General features: G+C 45.4%; 24 protein-coding genes and 5 tRNA genes. 13 read left to right on the top strand and 16 right to left on the bottom strand.

What is annotated here, in order from left to right; genetic code table 11:
- Together ACU37H_RS16640 and ACU37H_RS16635 are read left to right on the top strand one after the other, a co-directional pair.
- A complete protein-coding gene (locus tag ACU37H_RS16640) occupies positions 1–1,008 on the top strand; it encodes a cytochrome d ubiquinol oxidase subunit II (RefSeq protein WP_472704994.1) in 1,008 nt (335 codons plus the stop codon).
- A gap of 206 nt (positions 1,009–1,214) precedes the next feature.
- Positions 1,215–1,928: a hypothetical protein gene (locus ACU37H_RS16635; protein WP_472704996.1), complete on the top strand. Its 714-nt coding sequence runs from the start codon at positions 1,215–1,217 to the stop codon at positions 1,926–1,928.
- A 54-nt stretch (positions 1,929–1,982) separates the two neighbouring features.
- Here ACU37H_RS16635 and ACU37H_RS16630 read toward each other — a convergent pair whose 3' ends face one another.
- The 13 genes from ACU37H_RS16630 to rpsU form a co-directional block, all read right to left on the bottom strand.
- Positions 1,983–2,549: a DUF6799 domain-containing protein gene (locus ACU37H_RS16630; RefSeq protein ID WP_472704998.1), complete on the bottom strand. Its 567-nt coding sequence runs from the start codon at positions 2,547–2,549 to the stop codon at positions 1,983–1,985.
- Positions 2,550–2,617: 68 nt separating this feature from the next.
- Positions 2,618–3,145: a glycine zipper family protein gene (locus ACU37H_RS16625; protein ID WP_472705000.1), complete on the bottom strand. Its 528-nt coding sequence runs from the start codon at positions 3,143–3,145 to the stop codon at positions 2,618–2,620.
- A gap of 223 nt (positions 3,146–3,368) precedes the next feature.
- Positions 3,369–3,959 carry a transcription termination/antitermination protein NusG gene (gene nusG, locus ACU37H_RS16620; protein ID WP_472705002.1) on the bottom strand — a complete coding sequence of 197 codons (591 nt, stop codon included), beginning with the start codon at positions 3,957–3,959 and terminating at the stop codon, positions 3,369–3,371.
- Positions 3,960–3,961: 2 nt separating this feature from the next.
- Positions 3,962–4,159, bottom strand: coding sequence for a preprotein translocase subunit SecE (secE, locus tag ACU37H_RS16615; RefSeq protein WP_472705004.1), 198 nt, complete (start codon positions 4,157–4,159; stop codon positions 3,962–3,964).
- A 91-nt stretch (positions 4,160–4,250) separates the two neighbouring features.
- Positions 4,251–4,321 (bottom strand) — tRNA-Trp (locus tag ACU37H_RS16610).
- A 110-nt stretch (positions 4,322–4,431) separates the two neighbouring features.
- Positions 4,432–5,619: an elongation factor Tu gene (tuf, locus tag ACU37H_RS16605; RefSeq protein WP_472705006.1), complete on the bottom strand. Its 1,188-nt coding sequence runs from the start codon at positions 5,617–5,619 to the stop codon at positions 4,432–4,434.
- A 200-nt stretch (positions 5,620–5,819) separates the two neighbouring features.
- A tRNA-Thr gene (locus ACU37H_RS16600) sits at positions 5,820–5,891 on the bottom strand.
- Between the two features lie 87 nt (positions 5,892–5,978).
- Positions 5,979–6,051: transfer RNA gene (locus tag ACU37H_RS16595), tRNA-Gly, on the bottom strand.
- A gap of 49 nt (positions 6,052–6,100) precedes the next feature.
- Positions 6,101–6,183: transfer RNA gene (locus ACU37H_RS16590), tRNA-Tyr, on the bottom strand.
- Positions 6,184–6,272: 89 nt separating this feature from the next.
- A tRNA-Thr gene (locus tag ACU37H_RS16585) sits at positions 6,273–6,345 on the bottom strand.
- Positions 6,346–6,659: 314 nt separating this feature from the next.
- On the bottom strand, positions 6,660–6,959 hold the full coding sequence (locus tag ACU37H_RS16580; RefSeq protein WP_472705008.1) for an HPF/RaiA family ribosome-associated protein: 300 nt from the start codon (positions 6,957–6,959) through the stop codon (positions 6,660–6,662).
- A gap of 121 nt (positions 6,960–7,080) precedes the next feature.
- Positions 7,081–7,983 (bottom strand): tyrosine-type recombinase/integrase, encoded by a 903-nt coding sequence (locus ACU37H_RS16575; RefSeq protein WP_472705010.1) that lies wholly within the window; start codon positions 7,981–7,983, stop codon positions 7,081–7,083.
- Between the two features lie 54 nt (positions 7,984–8,037).
- Positions 8,038–8,235, bottom strand: a complete 198-nt coding sequence (gene rpsU / locus ACU37H_RS16570; RefSeq protein WP_472705011.1) for a 30S ribosomal protein S21 — start codon at positions 8,233–8,235, stop codon at positions 8,038–8,040.
- Between the two features lie 106 nt (positions 8,236–8,341).
- Here rpsU and ACU37H_RS16565 point away from each other — a divergent pair, with 106 nt between their 5' ends.
- Together ACU37H_RS16565 and ACU37H_RS16560 are read left to right on the top strand one after the other, a co-directional pair.
- Positions 8,342–8,935: a riboflavin synthase gene (locus tag ACU37H_RS16565; protein ID WP_472705012.1), complete on the top strand. Its 594-nt coding sequence runs from the start codon at positions 8,342–8,344 to the stop codon at positions 8,933–8,935.
- A gap of 346 nt (positions 8,936–9,281) precedes the next feature.
- A complete protein-coding gene (locus ACU37H_RS16560) occupies positions 9,282–10,154 on the top strand; it encodes a cupin-like domain-containing protein (protein ID WP_472705014.1) in 873 nt (290 codons plus the stop codon).
- Between the two features lie 952 nt (positions 10,155–11,106).
- Here the strand turns inward: ACU37H_RS16560 and ACU37H_RS16555 are convergent.
- The gene (locus ACU37H_RS16555; RefSeq protein WP_472705024.1) at positions 11,107–11,736 is read right to left on the bottom strand and encodes a JAB domain-containing protein; all 630 of its coding nucleotides are present in this window, start codon (positions 11,734–11,736) and stop codon (positions 11,107–11,109) included.
- A gap of 499 nt (positions 11,737–12,235) precedes the next feature.
- On the opposite strand from ACU37H_RS16555, the gene ACU37H_RS16550 reads away from it, so the two are divergent.
- From ACU37H_RS16550 to ACU37H_RS16510, 9 genes are all read left to right on the top strand, one after another.
- Positions 12,236–12,625 carry an HYC_CC_PP family protein gene (locus ACU37H_RS16550; protein WP_472705026.1) on the top strand — a complete coding sequence of 130 codons (390 nt, stop codon included), beginning with the start codon at positions 12,236–12,238 and terminating at the stop codon, positions 12,623–12,625.
- A gap of 76 nt (positions 12,626–12,701) precedes the next feature.
- Complete coding sequence (locus ACU37H_RS16545; protein WP_472705028.1) at positions 12,702–15,233, top strand: TonB-dependent receptor domain-containing protein; 2,532 nt, start codon at positions 12,702–12,704, stop codon at positions 15,231–15,233.
- Between the two features lie 212 nt (positions 15,234–15,445).
- Positions 15,446–17,338: a tetratricopeptide repeat-containing sensor histidine kinase gene (locus ACU37H_RS16540; protein ID WP_472705030.1), complete on the top strand. Its 1,893-nt coding sequence runs from the start codon at positions 15,446–15,448 to the stop codon at positions 17,336–17,338.
- Between the two features lie 81 nt (positions 17,339–17,419).
- Positions 17,420–18,157: a LytR/AlgR family response regulator transcription factor gene (locus ACU37H_RS16535; RefSeq protein ID WP_472705032.1), complete on the top strand. Its 738-nt coding sequence runs from the start codon at positions 17,420–17,422 to the stop codon at positions 18,155–18,157.
- 289 nt (positions 18,158–18,446) lie between these two features.
- Positions 18,447–19,052, top strand: a complete 606-nt coding sequence (locus tag ACU37H_RS16530; RefSeq protein ID WP_472705034.1) for a hypothetical protein — start codon at positions 18,447–18,449, stop codon at positions 19,050–19,052.
- 109 nt (positions 19,053–19,161) lie between these two features.
- The gene (locus tag ACU37H_RS16525) at positions 19,162–19,425 is read left to right on the top strand and encodes a hypothetical protein (RefSeq protein WP_472705036.1); all 264 of its coding nucleotides are present in this window, start codon (positions 19,162–19,164) and stop codon (positions 19,423–19,425) included.
- Between the two features lie 24 nt (positions 19,426–19,449).
- Positions 19,450–20,157, top strand: a complete 708-nt coding sequence (locus ACU37H_RS16520; protein ID WP_472705038.1) for a hypothetical protein — start codon at positions 19,450–19,452, stop codon at positions 20,155–20,157.
- Between the two features lie 10 nt (positions 20,158–20,167).
- Positions 20,168–20,629, top strand: a complete 462-nt coding sequence (locus ACU37H_RS16515; protein ID WP_472705040.1) for a hypothetical protein — start codon at positions 20,168–20,170, stop codon at positions 20,627–20,629.
- Positions 20,630–20,669: 40 nt separating this feature from the next.
- The gene (locus tag ACU37H_RS16510) at positions 20,670–21,056 is read left to right on the top strand and encodes a hypothetical protein (protein ID WP_472705042.1); all 387 of its coding nucleotides are present in this window, start codon (positions 20,670–20,672) and stop codon (positions 21,054–21,056) included.
- 325 nt (positions 21,057–21,381) lie between these two features.
- Here ACU37H_RS16510 and ACU37H_RS16505 read toward each other — a convergent pair whose 3' ends face one another.
- On the bottom strand, positions 21,382–22,113 hold the full coding sequence (locus ACU37H_RS16505; RefSeq protein ID WP_472705044.1) for a shikimate dehydrogenase family protein: 732 nt from the start codon (positions 22,111–22,113) through the stop codon (positions 21,382–21,384).
- Positions 22,113–22,886, bottom strand: a complete 774-nt coding sequence (locus tag ACU37H_RS16500) for a phosphosulfolactate synthase (protein ID WP_472705046.1) — start codon at positions 22,884–22,886, stop codon at positions 22,113–22,115. Before ACU37H_RS16500 ends, ACU37H_RS16505 begins: the two co-directional genes overlap by 1 nt.
- Positions 22,887–22,952: the final 66 nt, after the last annotated feature.

Raw genomic sequence — 22,952 nt, 5'->3', positions numbered from 1 at the left:
GTGATCTACGTTGTAATGGCATACTTGTGGGCCTCCGTATTATTATACGTCCTCATGGGGGGAGCTGACTTCGGAGCCGGGGTCCTGGAATTTCTTTCCACTCCTAAAAGTAAAGATCGCACCAGGCGTGTAATGTACCGGGCGATCGGACCGATCTGGGAAGCTAACCACATGTGGCTGATCATTGCGATCGTGATTTTATTTGTAGGTTTTCCACTGATCTATTCCACGATGTCCGTTTATCTGCACATCCCGCTTACTATGATGCTGCTGGGAATTATTGCACGGGGAACTGCTTTTACGTTTAGAAATTATGACGCGGTGAAAGACAAGATGCAGGTGGTATACTCCAAGACCTTTATGTATTCCAGCGTGATTACGCCGCTTTTCCTGGGCATTATAGCCGGAAGCGCCGTGTCGGGAAGGATCGATCCGAAAGCGGATAATTTCCTGGATGCTTATATCTTCACCTGGCTCTCTCCCTTTCCGTTGGCCGTAGGCATTTTCACCGTGATCATCTGCGGCTTTCTGGCCGCGGTTTTTATCATGGGCGAAACCAAATCTGATGAAGACAAAAAGCGCTTCGCTACGAAAGCGTTGCACATGAGCGTTGCAGCGCTGATCGCCGCAGTACTGGTATTTGCCGCAGCAATGTATGAGCGTATCCCTTTAGCACACTGGCTTTTTGGCAACCCGGTCAGCCTGGCCTGCGTCATCCTGGCCATTGCTTCCCTGATCTGGATGTGGGCAACACTGACAAAACAATCGACCAGCTTGCTGCGCGTCATTGCGGCAGGCCAGGTTACTTTATTGCTGATCGCTATTACCTATGAACATTATCCGGTGCTGGTTAACCTGAAAAACATGGAAGGCCTTTCTTTGCTGGATCAGCATGGGGGTGACAAGACCATCCGGTCTCTCGGAGTGGCTTTACTCGCCGGCAGCGTGTTTATACTGCCCTCACTGTTTTATCTGCTCTATAGCTTTTCCAACAGAACAGAGGAATAAGCAGTATCTTTAGAAAACAATTTTCGAACGGGGGCGCAACACTTCAGGCACATCAATTATATTTATATTTAAAAACTAATCTGAGCAACCAGCGATTCGAAAAAGATTCACTGAAAATGTCTCCCGCAAGTATTTGCAACAGGGGATCCGTTCACTGTTCTGTTCGAAACGACGAGCGGCCAGGCTGCTGACTAAAAAAAATAAGAATGAAATACTCCTATTACTTTGCGATAATACTATCGCTGTTCGCCGGTTCAGTCAATGCTCAGACACAGGAGGTGAAAGGGCGGATTAATAACTTCACTTACGATACCCTGTCTTTTATTGCCAATGCTACGGTGACCAATACGACAAAAAAAACATCCGTGGTAGCCGATCAGTATGGATACTATGCTATCCGGGCGCAGGTCGATGATCAGCTGGTCTACTCCCACACCGGTTTTATCAGTGACACGGTCAAAGTGCAATCCCAGTTTTTTATCTCGGGATATGATGCAGCATTGATCGAAGAGGCGGCCTTCCTGGCAGGAGTAACGGTTCTCTCCGAGTACCGGCGTGATTCGATCAGAAGAAGACAGGAATATGCGTATGCTTACGAAAAACAAGCCCGCATCATTGGGGGTAATACGCCGCAGGCCGGCGTTGGTGTTGTATTAAGTCCTTCGAGCATATTTTCAAAAGAGCGGAAAGAGCGAAAGCGCTTAAGGCAGAGGCTGGAAGCGCAGGAAGAACAAGCCTATATTGATTACGTATTTTCACCAGCCTGGGTAAGCTCGGTCACTAAGCTGCAGGGCAATGACCTGCAGCAGTTCATGAACCGCTACCGGCCGTCCTATGAATTCCTGAGAAGGCGCGATCGCGGAGAAATCATCACATATATCAGCGACAGCCTGAAGGAATTTCGAAAGACGGGCCAATAAAAAAAGGTGAGCGCAAAGCCTCACCTTTATCAAAACATAACCAAAAAATCTTTTTTAGTTCTCGATATCTTCTTTCACTTCCCTGGCCTTGTCGCCTACTTTCTGTGCGCCTTTCTTTACGGCCTGGCCTACATCCTGAGCGGCATCTTTAGTCGCGTCGGCTGCCTTTTCTACGCCTCTTTTTGTGGCGTCATAACCGCGCTCTACCGCGTTGCCTGTAGCCTCAGCGGCGCTGCTTACACCTCTCTTGGTGGCATCCCATGCATTCTCAACAGCTACACCCGCTCTGTCAAAAAAGATACCTGCCTTGGTTACCCTTTCTCCTTCTTCGAGAACGATCTTATTCCCTTTCTCATCGACCACTTCGCCATTGGTCTTTACGACTACTCCGTTGTCAAGTACGATATCCTTGTCAACGGGCACCCACGCACCATTCGTGTACACTACCAGTTGCCCGTCTTTCTTGATCACGTCTCCTTCAGCATAATCCGGTGTTGCCGGAGCTGCCGGGATCGTATCGGCGTTGACTGTTAAAGAGTCGTTGGTTTCAGTGCCTGTTGAAGCATTGTTACATGCCATTGCTACCGCGGCCACTGAGGCGATCATTAAGATTCTTTTCATGTTGTAAGTTTGGTTGGTCAATGATCTATTGACCGGTTTGATAATTATGGAGATTGATTAAAACGTTATTAATAACCTGTTCTCTGGCGTTCTTTTTTATCCACTACGGCTCCGACACCGGCGCCTGTGGCAGCACCGATCACACCGCCCACTACACCACCACCAAGACGGTTTTTCTTATTAGCCACGGCCCCGATCACCGCACCTGACGCAGCACCTACGATCGCACCCTTAGCGGTATGGCTCATTCTTTTCCGTTCCGGAACCGGTGCGGGAGCTGGCTCAGAAGCAGTTCCGGAACCAGAGTTACCGCTGCTATAGGTTGTATTGTCGCTGCTTCTGGAGCTGGACGACCTGGAGCTGGAAGAAGACCTTCTTGCAGGAGCAGCTTCTGCTTCCGCCTTTTCCTTAATTTCTTCCTCTGCCGCTATTTGCTCGCGGATCTCACTCTCCATTTTCCATTTCTGATATTCTGCAAGACCTAACGTATCCTGCATTTGAACATTACTTGCATTATCGTCTTTTTTCCTGCTGGTACATGCTACTAAATAGGTTACCAGGATTGCTGTGATGGATAAGAATTTAAAATGTTTCATCCCTTTAATTTTTACTTATTAACCGTTTGCACGGAATGATTTACTATCCCTCTATAGACAAAAAATTATGCCAATTGAGTTGTCCTGTAAGTCATAAAAAAAGCCTAATAGAGATAAATAGCTGTATATCAATAGAAAAGAAATTAAATAATGCTCAAACGTTTAAAAACAAAAAAGCCATCTCAAAATGAGATGGCTTTTAAATATACTGATTTTAAATAAATTAGATGATCTTTTCTACCTGCATGTAGTTGAGTTCTACCGGGGTTGAACGTCCGAATATTTTTACGATCACTTTCAGCTTCTTTTTCTCATCATTCACCTCTTCGATGATACCATTGAAATCATTGAAAGGACCTTCTACAATCTTGATCGTTTCTCCCACAATATAAGGCTCTACCATGCTTACACCACCCGATTCGTTCATTTCATCCATACGACCCAGCATCTTGTTGACCTCAGCCTTACGTAAAGAAATAGGATTGTCTTTTCCTAAGAAATGGATCACGCTGTTAGTGCCCACCACCAGGTCTCTCAAATCGTCGCTCATCTTACCGTCCTGCACTTCAATCATCACGTACCCGGGATAATAGTTCCTTTCGCGCATTACTTTCTTGCCGTTCTGTACCTTGTACACTTTCTCTACGGGCAGAAACACCTGCTTCACCACTTTTTCAAACGGGCTGCGGGAAATCTCTTTGTCCAGATACTCTTTTACCTTACGCTCTTTGCCGCTCACCACCCTCAATACATACCATTTGGTATCTTGTTGGGGTGCTTCAGCAGCTTTATTTTCTACGTTATTGTCTACCATTTCTAGCTGTATAAAATTTTGTACAAGAAGTTAAGGCCACCACCAGCTAAGAAGTCCATCAACCATACAATAAGCGTGATAATGATAGTAGCAACCAGCACAATCATAGTCGATTGCTGTAACTGTGCCCAATCGGGCCAGGTTACTTTTTCAGCTAACTCTTTGTAGCTATCTCTTAAATAATTGCCGAACTTATTCATTGTAGTATAGTTGGTATGTTCAAAAATTGACAGGTTAACAAGTACATCGGATTCAACATTCAAACTTGTAAACTTTTCAACCTAACAAATGCACGGGCACAAGGATTCGAACCCTGATCAACGGTTTTGGAGACCGCTATTCTACCATTGAACTATGCCCGTAGAAAAAAGACAATAGTCATTAGTCAATAGTCCATAGAAACATAGACCGTTGACCAATGACTCTTGACTATCTGATTATAGCCATGGACCATTGACCATGAACTATAGACTTATTTAATGATCTCAGTAACCTGACCGGCACCTACTGTACGGCCACCTTCACGAATCGCGAATTTCAAACCTTTCTCCATCGCGATCGGAGTGATCAGCTTAACAGTCAGGGTAGTGTTATCACCAGGCATGATCATTTCTGTTCCTTCTGGTAAAGAACACTCTCCGGTTACGTCAGTAGTACGGAAGTAGAACTGAGGACGGTATTTCTGGAAGAATGGAGTGTGACGTCCACCTTCGTCTTTGCTCAGTACGTATACTTCAGCTTTGAATTCAGTGTGAGGAGTGATAGAACCTGGCTTACAGATTACCATACCGCGACGGATCTGAGTTTTCTCAATACCGCGCAACAGTAAACCTGCGTTATCTCCGGCTTCACCTTCGTCCAGGATCTTACGGAACATTTCCACACCTGTAACTGTAGAAGTCAATGGTTTTTCCATCAGACCTACGATCTCAACTGGCTCACCAGTTTTGATTTTACCTCTTTCGATACGACCGGTAGCCACTGTACCGCGACCTGTGATAGAGAATACGTCCTCTACAGACATCAGGAACGGAAGATCGATTGGACGTGGAGGAAGTGGAATGTAGCTGTCAACAGCATCCATCAGTTCAGTGATAGCACTTACCCATTTTTCATCACCAGCTAATGCACCAGTTGCAGAACCTTTGATGATTGGAGTGTTGTCACCGTCAAAGCCACGCTTGCTTAACTCATCGCGAACTTCCATTTCAACTAAGTCTAAAAGTTCAGGATCGTCAACCAGGTCAACTTTGTTTAAGAATACTACCATTTTAGGTACACCTACCTGTGCAGCCAAAAGGATGTGCTCTTTAGTTTGAGGCATGGGACCATCAGTAGCAGCAACTACCAGGATGGCACCGTCCATCTGAGCAGCACCGGTAATCATATTTTTTACGTAGTCAGCGTGACCAGGACAGTCAACGTGCGCGTAGTGACGCGTATCAGTTTGATATTCTACGTGAGCAGTATTAATTGTGATACCCCTTTCTTTTTCTTCAGGTGCACCATCAATATCGTCGTATTTTTTCGCTGTCGCAAGACCTTTCTTAGAAAGGATTTCAGTGATTGCGGCAGTCAACGTAGTCTTACCATGGTCAACGTGGCCAATGGTACCAATGTTTACGTGGGGTTTCTCCCTCTTAAAGGTCTCTTTTGACATTGTTATCTGTTTTTAAAGTTGTTTTTTATAATTTATGCGCCATGTAGCAGTGCTACGGTGAAGCCCGGTTTCCGATTCCGGCGGGCGTCGCACATTTGTGCTGTTCTGCGAGGCTGAACAATTAATGGCTGATCAGCTGTCAAGATGTTTCCATCTTGTCCAACATCTTCAACCTTCGATTTTCTCAACCTATACTCTAGAGCCGTTGATGAGAATTGAACTCACGACCTCTTCCTTACCAAGGAAGTGCTCTACCACTGAGCTACAACGGCTTGCCTTAAAAAAAGTTGACAGTTGACCGTTGTTGGTTGACAGCTTAAAATCCGTCATCTGCCATCTCATTCCTGTCATCTACACAGAGCGGGAGACCGGGCTCGAACCGGCCACCTGAAGCTTGGAAGGCTACCGCTCTACCAAATGAGCTACTCCCGCTGATTAATTTCAAATCTGAAATGAATCACATTTGAAATTCAAAGAACTGTGGGCAGAGAAGGATTCGAACCTCCGTACTCCGAAGAGAACAGATTTACAGTCTGTCGCCTTTAACCACTCGGCCATCTACCCATTTTAAGTTTCAAAATTGAAAGGTTTTCAAGTTGATAAGGAATTATACCTCATTAACCTGTCAGCGAATCAACTTGTTCACTTAACAGAGCCGAAGAAGGGAGTCGAACCCACGACCTGCTGATTACAAATCAGCTGCTCTACCAACTGAGCTACTTCGGCTTATTCTTAAAAAGAACTGAATTTTCGGTGTTTCAATGTATTGTAGTAATACAGCAAAAAGCACCTCCAAAAATTGGAAGGCAAAAGTAGGGGGATTTTTCCAAACCTCAAAATACCCAAACAATATTTTTGAAAAAAAAATAATGGATTTTCAGTCGCTTATCCCCTGGCGAAAAAACAGTTGCCATCCGGCCTGCAGGCTTTCCTGTTTTCTGGCTGTTTTTCTGTTGTTTTGGTCCGCTCATTTTTGACGTTTCCAGTAAGCAAAAAGCAAAAAAAATGCCCCGCAGTTCGCGGGGCATTCAGTATTTTATTTAAGCAATCATTTTTTCTTTTCGCCGTTTTACCTGGTTGACGAGGGAATCGAAGGCGCTGTCAAACGACTCTTCAAAGGACTTACTCGTGGATTTGACAAAAAAACTGTGGCGCGGCACATGCACTTTGATCTCTACAATTTTGTCCTTGATATGGTGTACCACATTGTCCAATTTCAAAAATACATCCGACTCAATGATGCGATCATGAAATGTATTCAACTTCTCCATTTTACGACCAATAAAGTCAATCAACTTTTGATCGGCATCAAAATTAACCGTTTGAATGTTCACATTCATAGTTCATATATTTAAAGAGTGAATAATCGAAAAGTTTTTCAAAGAGCTTAGGTTTTCATTAAAATTAATAAAAACATAACCCATTCTCAAAAAAATATTGCTAAAGTTTTGTCATTAAAAATCAGGCCCTGGGATGGGCATTTTTATAGACCTCTTTGAGCTTATCGATTGTATTATGTGTATACACCTGGGTAGCAGCCAGGCTGGCATGGCCGAGAAGCTCTTTCAGGGCATTCAGGTCAGCGCCATTGTTCATCAAATGGGTAGCAAACGTGTGCCGCAGCACGTGAGGACTTCGCTTATCAAGCGTTGTCACGCCCGTAAGAAATTCTTTAATCAACAGGTAAGCATATTTAGGATACAGTTTTTTACCTTTTGGGGTGACCAGCAGCTCCTCCGGAAGCGTCTCAAACTCTTTGCGCTTCAGCTGCATATAATCCTTGACGGAAGTTATTGCCTCCGCACTCAGCGGGATGCTGCGCTCTTTATTGCCCTTTCCCAGGATCTTGACCTGTCTCCTGCTGAAATCCAGTTGGCCTTCTTTTAACTGGATCAGCTCGCTCAGCCTCATGCCCGTCGCATAAAAAAGGGTGACCAGCATTTTAGCATTCAGCGACTTCCAGTCTTCTGACCCGGATGTTAAAGCGCCTTGCACCGCCTTCATATCTGCTTCTTTCAGAAACACCGGCAGCCGCTTGCTGACTTTCGGTGACACAATTTTAGCAGTGGGGTTACGGGTGATCCGGCCTGTCTTCATCTGGAACTTGAAGAAGGATTTAAGCGTCGATATTTTGCGGTTGATACTTTTAGAGGTCAGCTTGTTTTCTTTGAGTTCAGCTAACCAGCTTCTGATCTGTGGGTAGGTAATTTCTTCCAGCTGCATTTCGCCAAATACTTTTATCAGGTAAATGGCGAAGTCCCTTAAATCGCCTTCGTATGCAATAATGGTGTGTTGCGAAAAACGTTTCTCAAATTTGAGGTAATTGATAAATGGGGTAATATCGGCCGCTAATAGTTCAGACATAAAAAAAGTCCCACATGACTGTAGGACTGCAATTTATTTAAAATCTCTTGTAATTTATAATTCGATTTTACCGCTGGCGATCTGCTGCTTGTAGATAGCTTTCAATACTTCGCCACGGCGCCTAACCGATGGTTTTGTAAAAGCCTGACGCTCACGCAATTCCAAAAGAACTTTAGATTTCTCAAATTTCTTCTTGTACTTTTTCAGCGCTTTGTCGATGTTTTCGCAGTCTTTAGAATCAATAATTAACATAATGTATATACCTCCTTTGGTAATTTTTTTGAGGCTGCAAAGATAGGAAATTGTTTTTTACAAACAAATATTTTGGTGAGAATGTTATAGGGTGCAAATTAGCAACATGTTTACAGGTATTATCGAAGCAACGGGAATCGTCAGAAAGATCGAATCGAACGGGAGCAATAAAACCTTCTGGATCGAAAGTGTCATCAGCCCCAAGCTGAAAGTGGATCAGAGCGTCAGCCATAACGGCGTTTGCCTGACCGTGGAAACGGTGGCCGGAAATGTGCACTCGGTCACCGCTATTAACGAAACCCTTTCGAAGACCAACCTGGGTACACTCCGGCAGGACCAGGTAATCAACCTCGAGCGCTGCATGATCCTGAACGGAAGGCTCGACGGGCATATCGTACAGGGACATGTGGATGGCGTAGCGACCTGCCTGGCGGTGCAGGAAAAGAACGGAAGCTGGGAGTACGAGTGGGAATTCGACGAACAGTTTGCACCACTGGTGATAGAAAAAGGCTCGGCATGTATTAACGGCATCAGTCTGACAGTCTTTGACGTAACGCGTAACCGGTTCAGAGTGGCCATTATCCCCTACACCTATCAACACACCAATATCAGGTTCATCCAGCCGGGAGATACCGTCAACATTGAATTCGACGTGATTGGAAAGTATATACTGAGAGCAAAGGAACTGGAACAGCTTTGATATAAGGCCTTGAAACGGCCCGCTACTCTTCGGTGTAGCCCCATAGACTACGATCAATGCTATGAACAGCTTAAGATTGAAATCTGTTCCAGGCGGATTACGTCACATTACAGGAAGAGATTTAATACGCGTCAGACCGGGGACTGTCAGGCGCGTTGAGAAAGCCACCCATACAGAATTCAGGCGTCCTGGTGTATTTGGGTTTTGACGCTGCTGTCAAACAAATGGTATTTATCTGTGTATCCGTGGCATAAAAACTCAGGCCTCCGCCCCGGCCCCGCCAGCCAGATTTGCTGGCTGTAATGTTTTGTTACTTAATTTTGCACATTAGTTTAAAGTAAGAATAATGAATTTAAAACCCGTTGACACGGTTGAGACAATTGCTCCCGGGGAATTCAAAGCCAACTATTACAACGCCGGCAAACCGCTGATCATTAAAGGACTCGCGAAGCAGTGGCCCGCCTACGAAAAATGGAATTGGGACTATTTTATCGACATCGTGGGCGAAAAAGAAGTGGGTGTTTATAATAATGTCAAGAGCGACTCTTACACGCCAATCAATACGGCCGACGCTTACATGAAGTTTGGCGAATACCTGCAAATGGTTAAACAAGGGCCGGTAGACCTGCGGATTTTTCTTTTCAATATATTTCAACATGCACCGCAGATCGTTAATGATTTCACCTGGCCTGATCATCTCATGAAAGGCTTTGTAAAGAGGTTTCCCATGTTGTTCGTGGGCGGCCAGGGCGCCATCACGCACATGCACTTTGACATCGATCTGAGTCATATTTTACATACCCAGTTCGTGGGCCGCAAACGTGTGTTGCTATTTCCTTACAGCGAACAGCATAAGCTGTACAGGAAACCCTGGGAAGTGCTGAGCCTGGCGAATTATGCAAACTACAACGAGCATTTTGATTACGACAATTTCCCCGCCGTGAGACTGGCCCGGGGATATGAGGTAGTGATGGAGCATGGCGACACCCTGTTCATGCCCGCCGGTTACTGGCATCACATGGAATATATCGACGCGGGGTTTGCGATGAGCCTGCGCGCCTTGCAAAGCAGCCTGGGCGGCAAGCTACATGGCGCCTGGAACCTGTTTGGTATGCGCAATATCGACACGCTCATGAAGAAAACAGCTCCCAGGTGGTGGTACGAAAAGAAAAAGGGAAATCTGTACAAAAACGCAGAGAAGGAACTGAAGGCCGTCTAAAAAGACCTGTAACATTTTAGATTTATTATATTCTTTTACCACAGAGATAGAAGTTGTTTAACCTTTTGAATATTTTTCAGCAGCACATTTCAAAATAATATCCTCGCCCGGTCTGACGGTCTCCGTCTGACCGTTTCTATACGCAAGCACCAATCAAATCATCGGATCAGTGCGCAACCGCGCCGGATAGGTTCGCAACCGCGCCGGACACGTCCGGAACGTATATTTCGGGGTGGAACAACCGGTAGCGAGCGGCTTAGTACCGCGCGATAGAGGTGTAGAACCGCTTCAGACAGGTCGGTAACCGCTGCGAATGATGATAACAATGGTACGGATCAGTGCGCAACCCCGCCGGATAGGTTCGGAACCGCGCCGGACACGTCCGGAACGTATATTTCGGGGTGAAATAACCGGTAGCGAGTGGCTTAGTACCTCTCGATATAGGTATAGAACCGCTTCAGACAGGTCGGCAACCGCTACGAATGATGATAACAATGGTACGGATCAGTGCGCAACCCCGCCGGATAGGTTCGGAACCGCGCCGGACACGTCCGGAACGTATATTTCGGGGTGAAATAACCGGTAGCGAGTGGCTTAGTACCTCTCGATATAGGTATAGAACCGCTTCAAATAGGCCGGCAACCGCTACGAATGATGATAACAATGGTATGGATCAGTGCGCAACCCCGCCGGATAGGTTCGGATCCCCGCCGGACACGTCCGGAACGTGTCAAAGTATCAAAGCTGCCTGCTGTCAGTGTCATCCGGCTATTGTGAACGAAGGGATAGAATAAGAGAGGTGGAAAGTTGAAAGGTTGTGTCAATAATGATAAAGATCATTGATACGTTTTTTTGTGTAAAAAGACAGCATCGTCATCATGAGTGGTTTCCCCGAAATGAAATTGAAGCCAGGAACATGAAAAAGAAGAAAGCACAAAAACAGCTTGCGGGGCTAATCTACTTTCAGCCTCCCGATTACCGCCTTGCTCAATCCCGTAAACTCCATTATCAAATCCACTTCAACACCTTTCTTCTTCATCGTGCGGGCGATTTCTTTACGTTCCTTCTTTCTACCTTCTTCGCTTCCCAGTTCTTTTGCCTGCTTTTCGTATCGCTGCTTAATCTCGTATGGGGGTACATATTTGAGGCTCTGCTCCAGCTCCCTCATTACGCCGTTGTCCTGGAAACTAAAAAACTCGCTTTCGCTGATAATGATGTGGTCGAGCACCGGTACGTTCACGATCCTGCCCGTTTGTATCAGCCTGTCGGTAACATCAAGGTCGGCATGGCTGGGCTTCAAGATGCCGCCGGGGTGGTTGTGTACCAATAATATCTTTACCGCACGTTTTTGCAAAGCCACGCTAAAGACCTCCATAGGCTCGGCAATGGTCTTGTTGATAGAGCCCATGCTTATCAGCTCAATGTTGAGGATGCGGTGGGCGTTGTCGAGGCTCACCGTCCACAAATGCTCGCGGTTGCGGTCAATCTTGCTCTCGCGCATCAGTATCTGACGCATGATGCCAAAGATATCTTCTGAGCACAAAATGCGTATCTGATCTTCTTTTTTTAAACGTACGTTCATAACAGTGTCCGGCTAAATGATGGGCCTAAAAGTAAGCATTATTTTCGGGCCAATACAGGCAGCGTGCCCGACGGGTGCATCACATTTTTATCCTACGCTGTGTGCTTTGCGAACAAATCTTTGCGCATTTTGCGGTAAAAAATCACATAAAAAGAAAAAAATGTGATGCACCCGTTGAAATTTGATAATTAAGAATTATCAATTATTTTTAAATTATCAAAAGTTGAACAAATGAACTTGTTTAAACTTTTTAGATTATAACCACATAGTTACATAGATATGATCGGTTACACACGAATAGCATTAGTAAATCATTGTTTTCATCTCCGATAAAAGCCATTGTGACGCTACTATTGTCTTATACTACGCAAAAAACTATGTTTCTATATGTTTTAAAATAAGTTTAAACACCTCCTATTAAAGAAAATAGGACGCGAAATTAACATCTGTTTGAACCAATCGCTTTTTTTATTGTTTAAGAACGAGGAAAGCCACAGCATTGCGCAAAAAACTGACCATATTATTTCTCTTAGGACTGTATAGTTTCACGTCGTTTGGAATCAACGTGAACCTGGCCTACTGCTGTGGCAAGCTCAAAAGCGTATCGCTGAAAGTGCAGCAGCATCATGCGGATTGCAAGATGCCGCAAAAAAGTAAAGACTGCTGTAAAGACAAGTCGCTCCAATTAAAGGTTTCCGAAAACCAGCGGAACAATGGCTTCGATATTGTTAATCTGCAACTTGCCGCTCAGCCTGCGATCACCACACCTGATCTCTACCTGATTGAACCGGCGCTGCTTTATTCGCGTGAATTATTATTTGAAAGCGCCAATACCTCCCCTCCGATTCTCAAAAACCGTTCGGTTTTATATAGCGTTTTCAGGATTTAGATAAAAAGAATGCAATGTTTGACTCAATGGCCGCAAGCTATTGTGGCGGCCGATTCTTTTTACAAAATCCTGTCTAATGAATTTTAAATTTATACTGATTGCATGCGCAATGTTGGCAACACAAACCGCCTTTGCGCAAAAAAAATTAACTACCGGAACCTTTAAAGTAAGCGGCACCTGCGAAATGTGCAAGCACCGTATAGAAACCGTCGCGCTGGATCAGCTGGCGCAAACCGCTACATGGGAAGCATCTTCGCAAACGCTCACCCTCACTTATGACAGCTTAAAGACCACTGCACAAAAAGTGCAGCAGGCACTTGCAAAAGCTGGCCACGACAACGAAGGGTTTACAGCCACCGATGCGGATTACAGCAAACTCCCCGCCTGCTGCCGCTACAACCGGTCCGGCGGGCCTGGTGATGCAACAACTTTGTTGTCGATCATGGGTGTGGTGCTGGAAGAAAATACAAAAGGTAAATTAATACCCCTTCCCTATGCCACTGTCAAAAATATAAAAACAGACCAGCAGGTTGCTACGGACAGTGCCGGCATCTTTGCCATGGACGGAGATACCCCTACGGAAATCGTAGTCAGCTTCACCGGATTTACTTCCGACACAATCTCCGTGACCGAAGGCCAGATGCTTTCCATCGTTCTGAAACGGTCTACCTCCGGGAACCTGGACGAAGTGGTGGTTACGTCGCGATCCAGGTCTTCCTACGTGTCATCGCTGAGCATTTTGAATAAGCTCAATCTTACCTCTGCAGAACTGACAAAAGCGGCTTGCTGCAATCTGTCCGAAAGTTTCGAAACCAGCCCTTCTGTGGATGTTAGTTACAGCGATGCAGTAACAGGCGTGAAGCAGATCCAGCTGCTTGGCCTCTCGGGTAATTATACGCAATTGCTGACAGAAAACACGCCTGAGATCCGCGGACTGGCGGGGCACTACGGCATGACCTATGTACCCGGCCCCTGGCTGGAAGGGATCCAGCTGACCAAAGGCGTGGGTTCGGTGGTCAACGGATATGAAGGAATTGCGGGGCAGATCAATATCGAAGAAAAAAAGCCCGACAATTCAGAAAAGCTGTTTGTTAACACTTACGCGAATACCATGGGCCGCCTGGAAGCCAATATCAACACGGCCCACCGGCTGAATGAAAAATGGAGCACAGCGTTACTCGCACATGGTAATTACAGCAGCCGTAAAGTGGATGATAACAAGGACGGATTCTTAGACCTCCCCACAGGCTCGCAATGGAACCTGATCAACCGCTGGAAATATTTTGATAATAACGGCTGGATCGTTCAACTGGCCATAAAAGCGATGAACGATAAACGGTATGCGGGCCAGGTCCGGTTTAACCGCAACGCGGATATCGGCACCACTAATGCTTACGGCGTGGGTATCGATGCGCAGCAATACAGCTTTACGAGTAAGATCGGCTATATATTTCCCGGGCATAAATACAAAAGCCTTGGCCTTATTTTATCAGCCGGAAAGTATAGCAACAACGCCTATTATGGCCTGTCCAATTATGACGGAACACAGCATACTTTTTATGGAAACCTGATCTATCAATCGATTATCGGCAATACCAATCACCAGTTTAAAACAGGTGCCAGCTTCTCTAACGAAAACTATAGAGAGCATTTTAACGAGCGCCTGTTCAAACGGTCCGAGATCGTGCCCGGCGCCTTCTTTGAGTATACGTACACTCCTTCTGAGAAGTTCACTGCGCTGGGAGGTATCCGCGCGGACTATCATAACCTGTACGGGCTTATCACTACGCCAAGGGTTCATTTAAAATATGACTTTTCACCCAAGACCAATCTGCGCTTGTCCGGCGGTTCCGGGTTTCGCGTGAGCAATATTTTTGCTGAAAACGTTGGCGTGTTTGTCAGTTCCCGTCGCTACGAGATTGTGGACCCATCATCACCGTATGGTTATGGCCTGAACCCGGAGAAAGCCTGGAACTACGGTCTGAACTTTATTCACAACTTCACCTTGAATCATCACAAGGGATCTATTGCTTTTGATGCCTATCGCACACAGTTTACCAATCAAACAGTAACAGACCTGGATGCCAGCCCGCAAGCAATCCGCTTTTACAATCTTACCGGGAAGTCGTATGCCAACAGTCTGCAGGCAGAATTGAATTATGAACTGATCAAAAAACTGGATCTTAGAATGGCTTACCGCTGGCTCGATGTCAAGACCACTTACCAGGAGGGATTGCTGGAAAAACCCTTTACAGCCAAGCACCGGGCCTTTATCAATCTTGCGTACGAAACCGGCAACAAATGGAAGTTCGATTACACCACACAATGGCTAAGCAGGAAACGTATCCCGGGCACAGCAGGCAATCCGGCGGACTTGCGCATGCCGGCTTATTCGCCCTCCTATTTCCAAATGGCGGCGCAGGTGAGCAAGACCTTCAATGACCAGTGGGAAGTATATGTTGGTGGTGAAAATCTTACCAACTACGTACAGGAAAACAGGATCATTGATGCACAGAATCCGTTCAGTCAATACTTTGACGGATCTATGATCTGGGGGCCTGTCGTGGGACGCATGATCTATGTAGGCATGAGATTCAATATTCATTAAACGCGAGCGCTGATAACATGACGGGTGGGAAGCCCGTCATGTTTATTTGAAAGAATACTGATCATCCAACAGGATCGCTTCCAACCCATATTGTTAAAGCTAATAAATCAACAGCATCGGCTATCATTTCAAATGACAGACAGATAACAAAATATTATCATGCATTATTAGTCATTGTCCCTATTTTTGCTGCTTCAGCAACCAGAACTACAATGACCTCAACACTCAGGCCCATTTGCCTCTCACTGTTTGCTCTTGCAGGACTCAGCACTTGCTATAACCCTGTACCTGAGGATCTTTCTGAAAAGGTGCTTTCCAATAAAAGTATGATACAGCAGGTGCTCTCCATGGATACGCTCAGCGTCAGGCAACGCAAGGATCGGACAGATTCTATTATTGCTATTTTGGAAAACGGCCATACCACTGCGCCGAGCTATTACTATTTCAAGGGGTACCGATATCAACTAAAGCAGATACCCGACAGCGCACTGCTCTTCTTCAAACAAATACCTCCGGCAGCGGAATACACCGAATGGGGCATGTTAAAAGAGTACGAACTACTGCAACATTCGGTCAGCAACACCAGTATCACGCCGTCGAAACTCGTAAGCCGTATCCTCCATGCCCTGACAACCGCTGAACAACACTACTGCCCTTTTACCTACCGGTTTTACGATCTGCTGGCCAAAACCTATTTCATCAACAAGGATAATACAAAAGCCAGTCAGTACGCGCAGCAGTCTCAGGCGTATCATCCCTTCAGAAATAACGACTTCATTCTCCAGCGGCATTACGATATTTCCTTTCTTCTGGCAGAACGGATGGGGGATCGCCATGCGATGAAAAAGTACCTGGACAGTAGCAGGTTCTTGGCACAAAAACTCAGCGACAGTCTTGCACTGATGCGCACCTATGAGCACGAAGCCCAGTTGCAGGCAATTAGCGGAAATTACGCTGCCGCCGTCAAAAGTAATCGGCTCTTTTACGAGTATGCACGACGCACACAATTGATAAACGTATTTTATCTGAATAATTTTGCCTCCGTTTTTCTGAAAAATAAACAGACCGATTCGGCAATCGCTTATTATCAGGAAGCGATCAAACTAGCGGAGGAAGATGACCCGAAAGCAAATCTTATCAGTGTTTACGGAGGATTGCAGGAAGCCTATCTGCTTAAGGGTGATTACCCCAATGCTTATGCAGCACTTGATTCTCTTTCCAGGATAAGGGTGCGTAACGCAAAAGCTATACAGAAAAAAGAAATAGAAGCCATTCATACCCGATATGAGACGGCAAAAAAAGACGATGTTATCAGGACCCTGCAAACCACCAACAGCCATGACGAAAAAATTATTTCAAAACAACGCTGGATCATTGTCTCGGCGCTGCTGCTGCTGATTGCCATCCTACTGTTTTTTTACAACGCTTACCGGCGCAAGGACCTGAGCAATAAAAATGACCAATTGAAGGCAGAAAACAAGCGCCTGTTGCTGGAGCAAAAAGTAAGACAGATGCAGTTAAATCCTCACTTTATATACAATGCCATCACGAACCTGCAAGGGCTGATCGAAAGCGGGCAAAAGAAGGAAGCCCATGCCTACCTGATTTCGTTTTCAAAATTAATGCGCGAAGTGCTTGAACTTAACCGGGAAGACATGATACCGCTCCATGAAGAAATAGCATCGCTTGAAAATTATATCCAATTACTACAAATGCGTCTGAACGGAGTGTTTGATTATAGCATTAATTATAATGATCTGGACACCACCCAGATCGCGATTCCACCGATGTTAGTACAGCCCTTTGTAGAAAACGCGATAGAACACGGCTTCAGAAACATCACCTACCCCGGTCAGCTGCAGCTCACTTTTGCTAGACAATCCAACAAACTTCAGATAATTATTGATGATAACGGTTCGGGCGCACCAGCTCCTTTGCAGCCTGTTGAAGGAAAACGGTCGTTGTCCCGTGTGATCACACAGGAACGGTTAGATCTTCTTTTCAACGCCGATACCAAACAGGCATGGTTTGAAACGAGAAATAAGGAGCAGGAAAAAGGCAAGGGCTTTACCGTGACCATTTATATTCCACTTTTGGAATTTTAAACTCCTGGCTCATGCTATGAGTTTAACATTAACTGAATAATTGTGAGGGAATCCGACAATCACCAAAACACGACCCAACATATGAAAGTGTACCTTCTTGAAGACGAGATCCATATTTTAAAGTATATCCTGTCATTGATTGCTCCGATCTCTTACTTAAATGTGGTGGGATACTCCGACAACATAATGCGGGCCAGTACAGAAATTCCCCAGCTCGATCCGGACCTGATACTGGCAGATGTGCAATTGAAAGATGGCAACAGCTTCAGGCTATTCAACCAGATCGAGACCGAGGCACATCTGATCTTTATTACCGCTTTTGACGAATACGCCATAGATGCGCTCAACATGGGAGCATTTGCTTATCTGCTGAAGCCAGTGGAGCCTCTTTTATTTAACGAAACGATCGAGCGCTGCTACCATAAAGTTCAGACGCATCATTTCGAAAAGCAACAAATAAAGATCGCTGCCAACCTTTATGAAAAGGGGCTGAAACCCAGAAGAATCGCTTTAAGAGGATTTGAATTTATACAGATCGTGCCGGTAGACGATATCATGTATTGTCAGAGCGATAAAGGATACACCACTTTCTATCTGAGAGACAAGAGTAAAATCATGGTCAGCAAAGTCCTGAAAGAATATGAAGCCCTGCTGCCTAAAGACAGCTTCATTCGCTGCCATCAATCTTACCTGATCAACGTCAACTATTTGAAAAAGTATTTTAGAGACGGACAGATAGAAATGAAGAATGGCGAGATGATCCCGGTGTCTGACCGGCGCCGACATTGTATCACCAATTTCATTGACCGCATCTATTAGCAGGCCGGCCTCCATACGATCAAGCTCCCTGACCGAAAATTTTTAAAGGACCGGCAAATAACGGATGAAAGCCCGCAAAAGTTGATTTGGCTTACACAGAATCATCGCAAACAGTAGTTTCGAACCGTGGTTGTGTTTACATCACTGAATAAAGATCCCTACCGGAGTTGCCGATACGATGCACAGCGTGAGGCAAGACTGCATCCACGATACAATCACTTAATCATTCATACAACTAAAACGTAGAACAGCAAAAAATATCAAAACATACCACTCTAAAAAACCCGAAATGACCACAATTAAAACTGCCTTTTACGCATTCGCCGCAGTAGTCGTATTCCAAAGCTGTAGCCTGTTCGGAGCAACAGACAACTATAACCTGACGGATCCCGGGAAGATCACGGAGATGAAAAAAGAAATAGACAAGAACATCAAAGCACAGGACCCGGTACAATCCATCGATCTTCTAGTGTCTAACAGCGATGGCTTCAGCGAAAAAGTGATAACCATGCTCATAAGAATGCCAGAAAACGGTGAAAAAAAAGGCATTGAAAAAATGACCATCAACCTTACACCTGAGCTGAAAGTCAAACAGCAACATGAACTGTATTTAGGAGAAATAAACGCCCTTCCTTACAAGCAATACGACTTTTCCAAAGTACCTGCGTATATCAGCGAAGCGATCCATATGATACCCGCCGATTATGAATATGCAGGGCTTGGAGATTACACGTTAAGTGCGAGAAAAGAGGGATATGTAGAACACTTTTTTAAAATACAGGTGACCGCGAAAAGCGGCGCTACGAGGTTTACCGGTCGTCATATAGAAACAAGCTATTACGAGCCGGAGTTTAAAACCGACAAGGAGGGCAATCTGAAAATGATAGAAAATTAAAGCAAAGGGCAAGGCCCGCTGTTAAAGTTATGCGACAGCCGCCACTGATTTCATTCAAGGTCCTTCTCATCTATAAAAGATCTGTAAATAGTTAAATACAATAACAGTCATGAAAACTCTTTCCAAAACAGGCTCCGCAGTCGCTGTATTGGCCCTATTCGGATACCTATCCTACACGATGTACCAGTTTGATGATCTTAACGGCAGGAAGTACGGGTTTGTACTGCTCATTGCTTCTTTTATGGTTGGTCTTTTGGGCAAATGGACTGCAGCCATCATTACGCTTGTGCTTGGTCTCGCAGGTGCAATAGTGCTGCTTTGGAGCAAAGACGATGACGATCAGGACAAGCCCATTGCATCTAAGCGCTTATAAATTACTACACTCAAAACCAATATTATGTCGTTAACAGTTATTATTCCCCTGGTCATTTTCGGAGCAGCCTTCGCCTTCATTATTTATAAAATGCAGGGACTGAAGAAAGCTTCTCAAAAATATGCGGGAGAAGAGGCATTATTACAGGCTCCGGACATTCAGGAGCGGCTTTTGGAGAGCCATTTCAGCAGTATAAAACAACAAATGCATAACGCGCCTGTAGACGCCTTCACAGAGTGTGCCTACCTTCCATCCCTCAGCAACCAGGTTGCTTCAGCAGCGGCAACGGCATTAAAGACGATTGCCTGGGCTGCCGTGGGCGTCAAAGCTAAATATACCGAAGCGGATCATGTAGCTTATTTGGTGCTGAGCAAAGACGAGTTGCACTATCTCTTTTTTGAAGAAGGAACACCTAAAGATCACCTGATATTTGATCGGTACCGCCTGCTCAACGCACAACCAGCAGCCATCACCAAAACTGAAAAGATCAGGCATATGTCGGATGTGCTGCAGCAGCATCCCTGTAAATTACAAATAACGATTGACGACAAGCCCGTCAACCTTCTTTACTACCCGGAAGTGCGCCGGACGCCCGATTGCCGAATGGCTACCGGAAAAGGGATGCTGGACACACAAGCCCAATTCGGGTTGATGGGTCGCTACTTTAAAAAGAGGCTGGTTGAAAGCTATCCGCATCTGAATCATTATGGAACTGTTCCGTCCAATTCATAAAAAGACAAATATGAACAAAATGAACGCTTCACTCTGGGCCCTGCTATTTGCTATTATCGCATCAGGAATAAGCTGTACACACAAAGGAGATCCGACCCCTCGGGGCACCCTGCTTACCGCCGGACCAATTGAAGAACTGCACAAAGATCAATCGATGAATGGTAAGCGGGTTGCGGTAGCAGGTTATGCTGGTATTTGCAACAACTCTGTCATCATCACCAAAGGAAAGGACAACCTCATGAGCATTCATGCTGACGGAGTTTGTCAAGGCGAAGCGTTAATCAAGATGAAACTAAGGATCAGCAACGATGATATCAGGCTGAGCGGAGAAGAGCCTCGTAATTATGCAGCTTTTCCGGACGAAAAAAACCTTTCTGATGAGACATTGGTATTTGTTACCGACGACTACCAGAAGGTATCCAACAGAAAACTGATATTCAGCGGAACGATCATTTATGATCGAAACAACTAATATTTAGATAACGTAAGTATTCACCGATAAAAAAGAAAAGATGCAAAGTAAGAGCGCAAAGATTGCCTTTATCATTGTGACGTTTGGCCTATTTGGCGGCGCGCTGTTTTGGCTCTACGGGCCCAACAGCGATTATGCCCAACAGCAAGCAGCAACAAAAGAGCGGTATCAAAACTATGTAAAATCAAATGCACAGATCGTTAGCTACGCATCTAACGGCCGCATTGGTAAAGGATCTGACCTGATTTACACGCTTCAATTCAAAGAGGGAAAAACACAGCAGCTGGTAACGGCCGAAGTTTCCGGCCGTGAGCTGGGGGCGTCTTTGTCCAGAAAAAAGAAAGGAACCAGGCTGGTCATTTATTACGACCCCGAAAATCCTACGATTATCGTTAGCGAGAAAGCCTATCACGACGTGATGCAATAAGTGTGCTGCCCTGTTGGAGAACCTTGAGATGCCCATAGGTAACATTTTGCAAGTCCGCGCTTTTCACAAAGCTTAATCCCGTACCCCATGACAGCCACGAACCCCGGTTCGTGGCTTTTTATTTCAAGGCGCAGCTATTTAATGGGAACTGGTGAAGACCTTACAGGCTTTTTGGACCTGTGAGGTCCAGCCTTCGATAAGAATTTATAAGTAAGGACTTGTTACAATTACCTTGCGTGGACAAGGGTATGTTCAGATATGCACAATAGTTGAAGTGTGCGACGCAACACCGTTGGTCTATATTCATCAGCCGGGTCGATAAAAATTATTCTGCATTCCAGATCTTCCAGCTTAACTCAGCCTGACCGACCAGCATGTCATAACCATTCTTTATTTGTGCGCCCCGGCTTTCTCCTTTTTGCAGGAATAAGGTTTTGGCGGGATTATAGACCAGGTCGTATAAGTAATTGTTTTCGTCTAAGTATTGATAGGGTATCGCAGGAGCGGTATCTACCTTAGGAAAACTTCCCAGCGGCGTAGCATTGATAATAAGCGGATAGGAGTCTATGAGATCCTGGTTCAGATCTTCGTAAACAAAACCGGCTCCTTTGTTGCGGGAGACGAAGGTATATTCAATACCCAGTTTTTTCAACACGTAGAGCACTGCTTTGGCAGCGCCGCCCGTGCCCAGGATCAGAGCTTTTTTATGATGATCTTTTAACTGAGGCAAAAGGGATTGCTCAAAAGCCGGCGCATCTGTATTGTAGCCGGTCAGTCTACCCTTTTCTATTTTAATGCAATTGCAAGCGCCGATTTCTTTCGCATCCTGATTCAAGGCATCTAAGAAAGGGAGCACCTGCTCTTTATAGGGAATGGTAACATTCAGGCCTTTCAGCTGCGGATGGTCCTTCAGCAGGCCGGGCAACTGGTCAATATGATCGAGTGGGAACAGTTCGTATGCGGCGTTGGCAATGCCTTCCCGTTCGAACTTCTCGGTAAAGTACTTCTTGGAAAAAGACTGTGCTAAAGGCATGCCGATGAGTCCGTACTCATGCATCAGGCAGAAGTTTTCTTGTCCAGGTACAGATCGAAAGTGTCTCCGCGTAAACCGATACGCATGGCCTCCAGGGCGATCACTTCGTTGGGCGGGATGTTGCCGAGATTGACATTACAGCCGATCAGTTCAAGGAAATAAAGCTGCTGCGCTTTCTGCGGCGCTTCCCAGATGATCTTTTCCGACGGAATTTGTGTCAGTATTTCCTGCACCAATCCTTCGCGAACTTCCCCGCTACCGCGATAAATGCCGACATTACCGGCCTCGCGCGCCTCAGCAATCACATAAGAAGAGCCTGCCTCTAATTCAGCACGCATCAGCTCGATCCATTTGTAAGGGGGGATAATATGAGTCGCATCTTTACTTCCGACTTCGCTTAATACCGTTCCGTGTTGGGTCAGTTTTTCAATATAGCCGCATTTTTCAGAATGAGGGATTACGAGAGAGCCGTCGCTCACCTCCATATAATCTATCCCAAACGACTTACAAGTGTCAATATAATCCTGTATCTGGTTGCGCACGAGGTAAGCTTCAAATAAGGTTCCGCCGAAGTATACGGCCATACCGTGAGATTTATACAGCGCTATTTTTTCCTCAAGCCGGGGTGTCACAACAGCGGTTCCGAATCCTAACTTCACAATATCGACATGGGGCTGCGAAACATCCATAAAGTTTCTGGCTTCTTCCAAACTAAGCCCTTTGTCCATAACCATTGTAAGACCAGAGGTTCGAGGTTGTTTTTTTCTTTCTGGTAGTTGAGTCAGATTAAAGTTCATTCCCTAATTCAAATTAGTATAGCGGCAAATGTATTATATTATGTTCAATAAAAGGTAGATAAATAG

The sequence above is a fragment of the Niabella sp. ZPM-14 genome, assembly GCF_055693045.2.
Note: the sequence above shows the minus strand (reverse complement) of the source record. Positions and strands in the feature narration are given on the sequence as shown.

Coding starts and splice junctions, on each gene's coding strand:
- ACU37H_RS16525 (WP_472705036.1), top strand. CDS start 19,162: ATGAAAACTCTTTCCAAAACAGGCTCCGCAGTCGCTGTATTGGCCCTA.
- ACU37H_RS16545 (WP_472705028.1), top strand. CDS start 12,702: ATGAATTTTAAATTTATACTGATTGCATGCGCAATGTTGGCAACACAA.
- ACU37H_RS16500 (WP_472705046.1), bottom strand. CDS start 22,886: ATGAACTTTAATCTGACTCAACTACCAGAAAGAAAAAAACAACCTCGA.
- ACU37H_RS16535 (WP_472705032.1), top strand. CDS start 17,420: ATGAAAGTGTACCTTCTTGAAGACGAGATCCATATTTTAAAGTATATC.
- ACU37H_RS16520 (WP_472705038.1), top strand. CDS start 19,450: ATGTCGTTAACAGTTATTATTCCCCTGGTCATTTTCGGAGCAGCCTTC.
- ACU37H_RS16565 (WP_472705012.1), top strand. CDS start 8,342: ATGTTTACAGGTATTATCGAAGCAACGGGAATCGTCAGAAAGATCGAA.
- nusG (WP_472705002.1), bottom strand. CDS start 3,959: ATGGTAGACAATAACGTAGAAAATAAAGCTGCTGAAGCACCCCAACAA.
- ACU37H_RS16625 (WP_472705000.1), bottom strand. CDS start 3,145: ATGAAACATTTTAAATTCTTATCCATCACAGCAATCCTGGTAACCTAT.
- ACU37H_RS16555 (WP_472705024.1), bottom strand. CDS start 11,736: ATGAACGTACGTTTAAAAAAAGAAGATCAGATACGCATTTTGTGCTCA.
- ACU37H_RS16515 (WP_472705040.1), top strand. CDS start 20,168: ATGAACAAAATGAACGCTTCACTCTGGGCCCTGCTATTTGCTATTATC.
- ACU37H_RS16635 (WP_472704996.1), top strand. CDS start 1,215: ATGAAATACTCCTATTACTTTGCGATAATACTATCGCTGTTCGCCGGT.
- ACU37H_RS16580 (WP_472705008.1), bottom strand. CDS start 6,959: ATGAATGTGAACATTCAAACGGTTAATTTTGATGCCGATCAAAAGTTG.
- rpsU (WP_472705011.1), bottom strand. CDS start 8,235: ATGTTAATTATTGATTCTAAAGACTGCGAAAACATCGACAAAGCGCTG.
- ACU37H_RS16505 (WP_472705044.1), bottom strand. CDS start 22,113: ATGCATGAGTACGGACTCATCGGCATGCCTTTAGCACAGTCTTTTTCC.
- secE (WP_472705004.1), bottom strand. CDS start 4,159: ATGAATAAGTTCGGCAATTATTTAAGAGATAGCTACAAAGAGTTAGCT.
- ACU37H_RS16560 (WP_472705014.1), top strand. CDS start 9,282: ATGAATTTAAAACCCGTTGACACGGTTGAGACAATTGCTCCCGGGGAA.
- ACU37H_RS16510 (WP_472705042.1), top strand. CDS start 20,670: ATGCAAAGTAAGAGCGCAAAGATTGCCTTTATCATTGTGACGTTTGGC.
- tuf (WP_472705006.1), bottom strand. CDS start 5,619: ATGTCAAAAGAGACCTTTAAGAGGGAGAAACCCCACGTAAACATTGGT.
- ACU37H_RS16540 (WP_472705030.1), top strand. CDS start 15,446: ATGACCTCAACACTCAGGCCCATTTGCCTCTCACTGTTTGCTCTTGCA.
- ACU37H_RS16630 (WP_472704998.1), bottom strand. CDS start 2,549: ATGAAAAGAATCTTAATGATCGCCTCAGTGGCCGCGGTAGCAATGGCA.
- ACU37H_RS16530 (WP_472705034.1), top strand. CDS start 18,447: ATGACCACAATTAAAACTGCCTTTTACGCATTCGCCGCAGTAGTCGTA.
- ACU37H_RS16575 (WP_472705010.1), bottom strand. CDS start 7,983: ATGTCTGAACTATTAGCGGCCGATATTACCCCATTTATCAATTACCTC.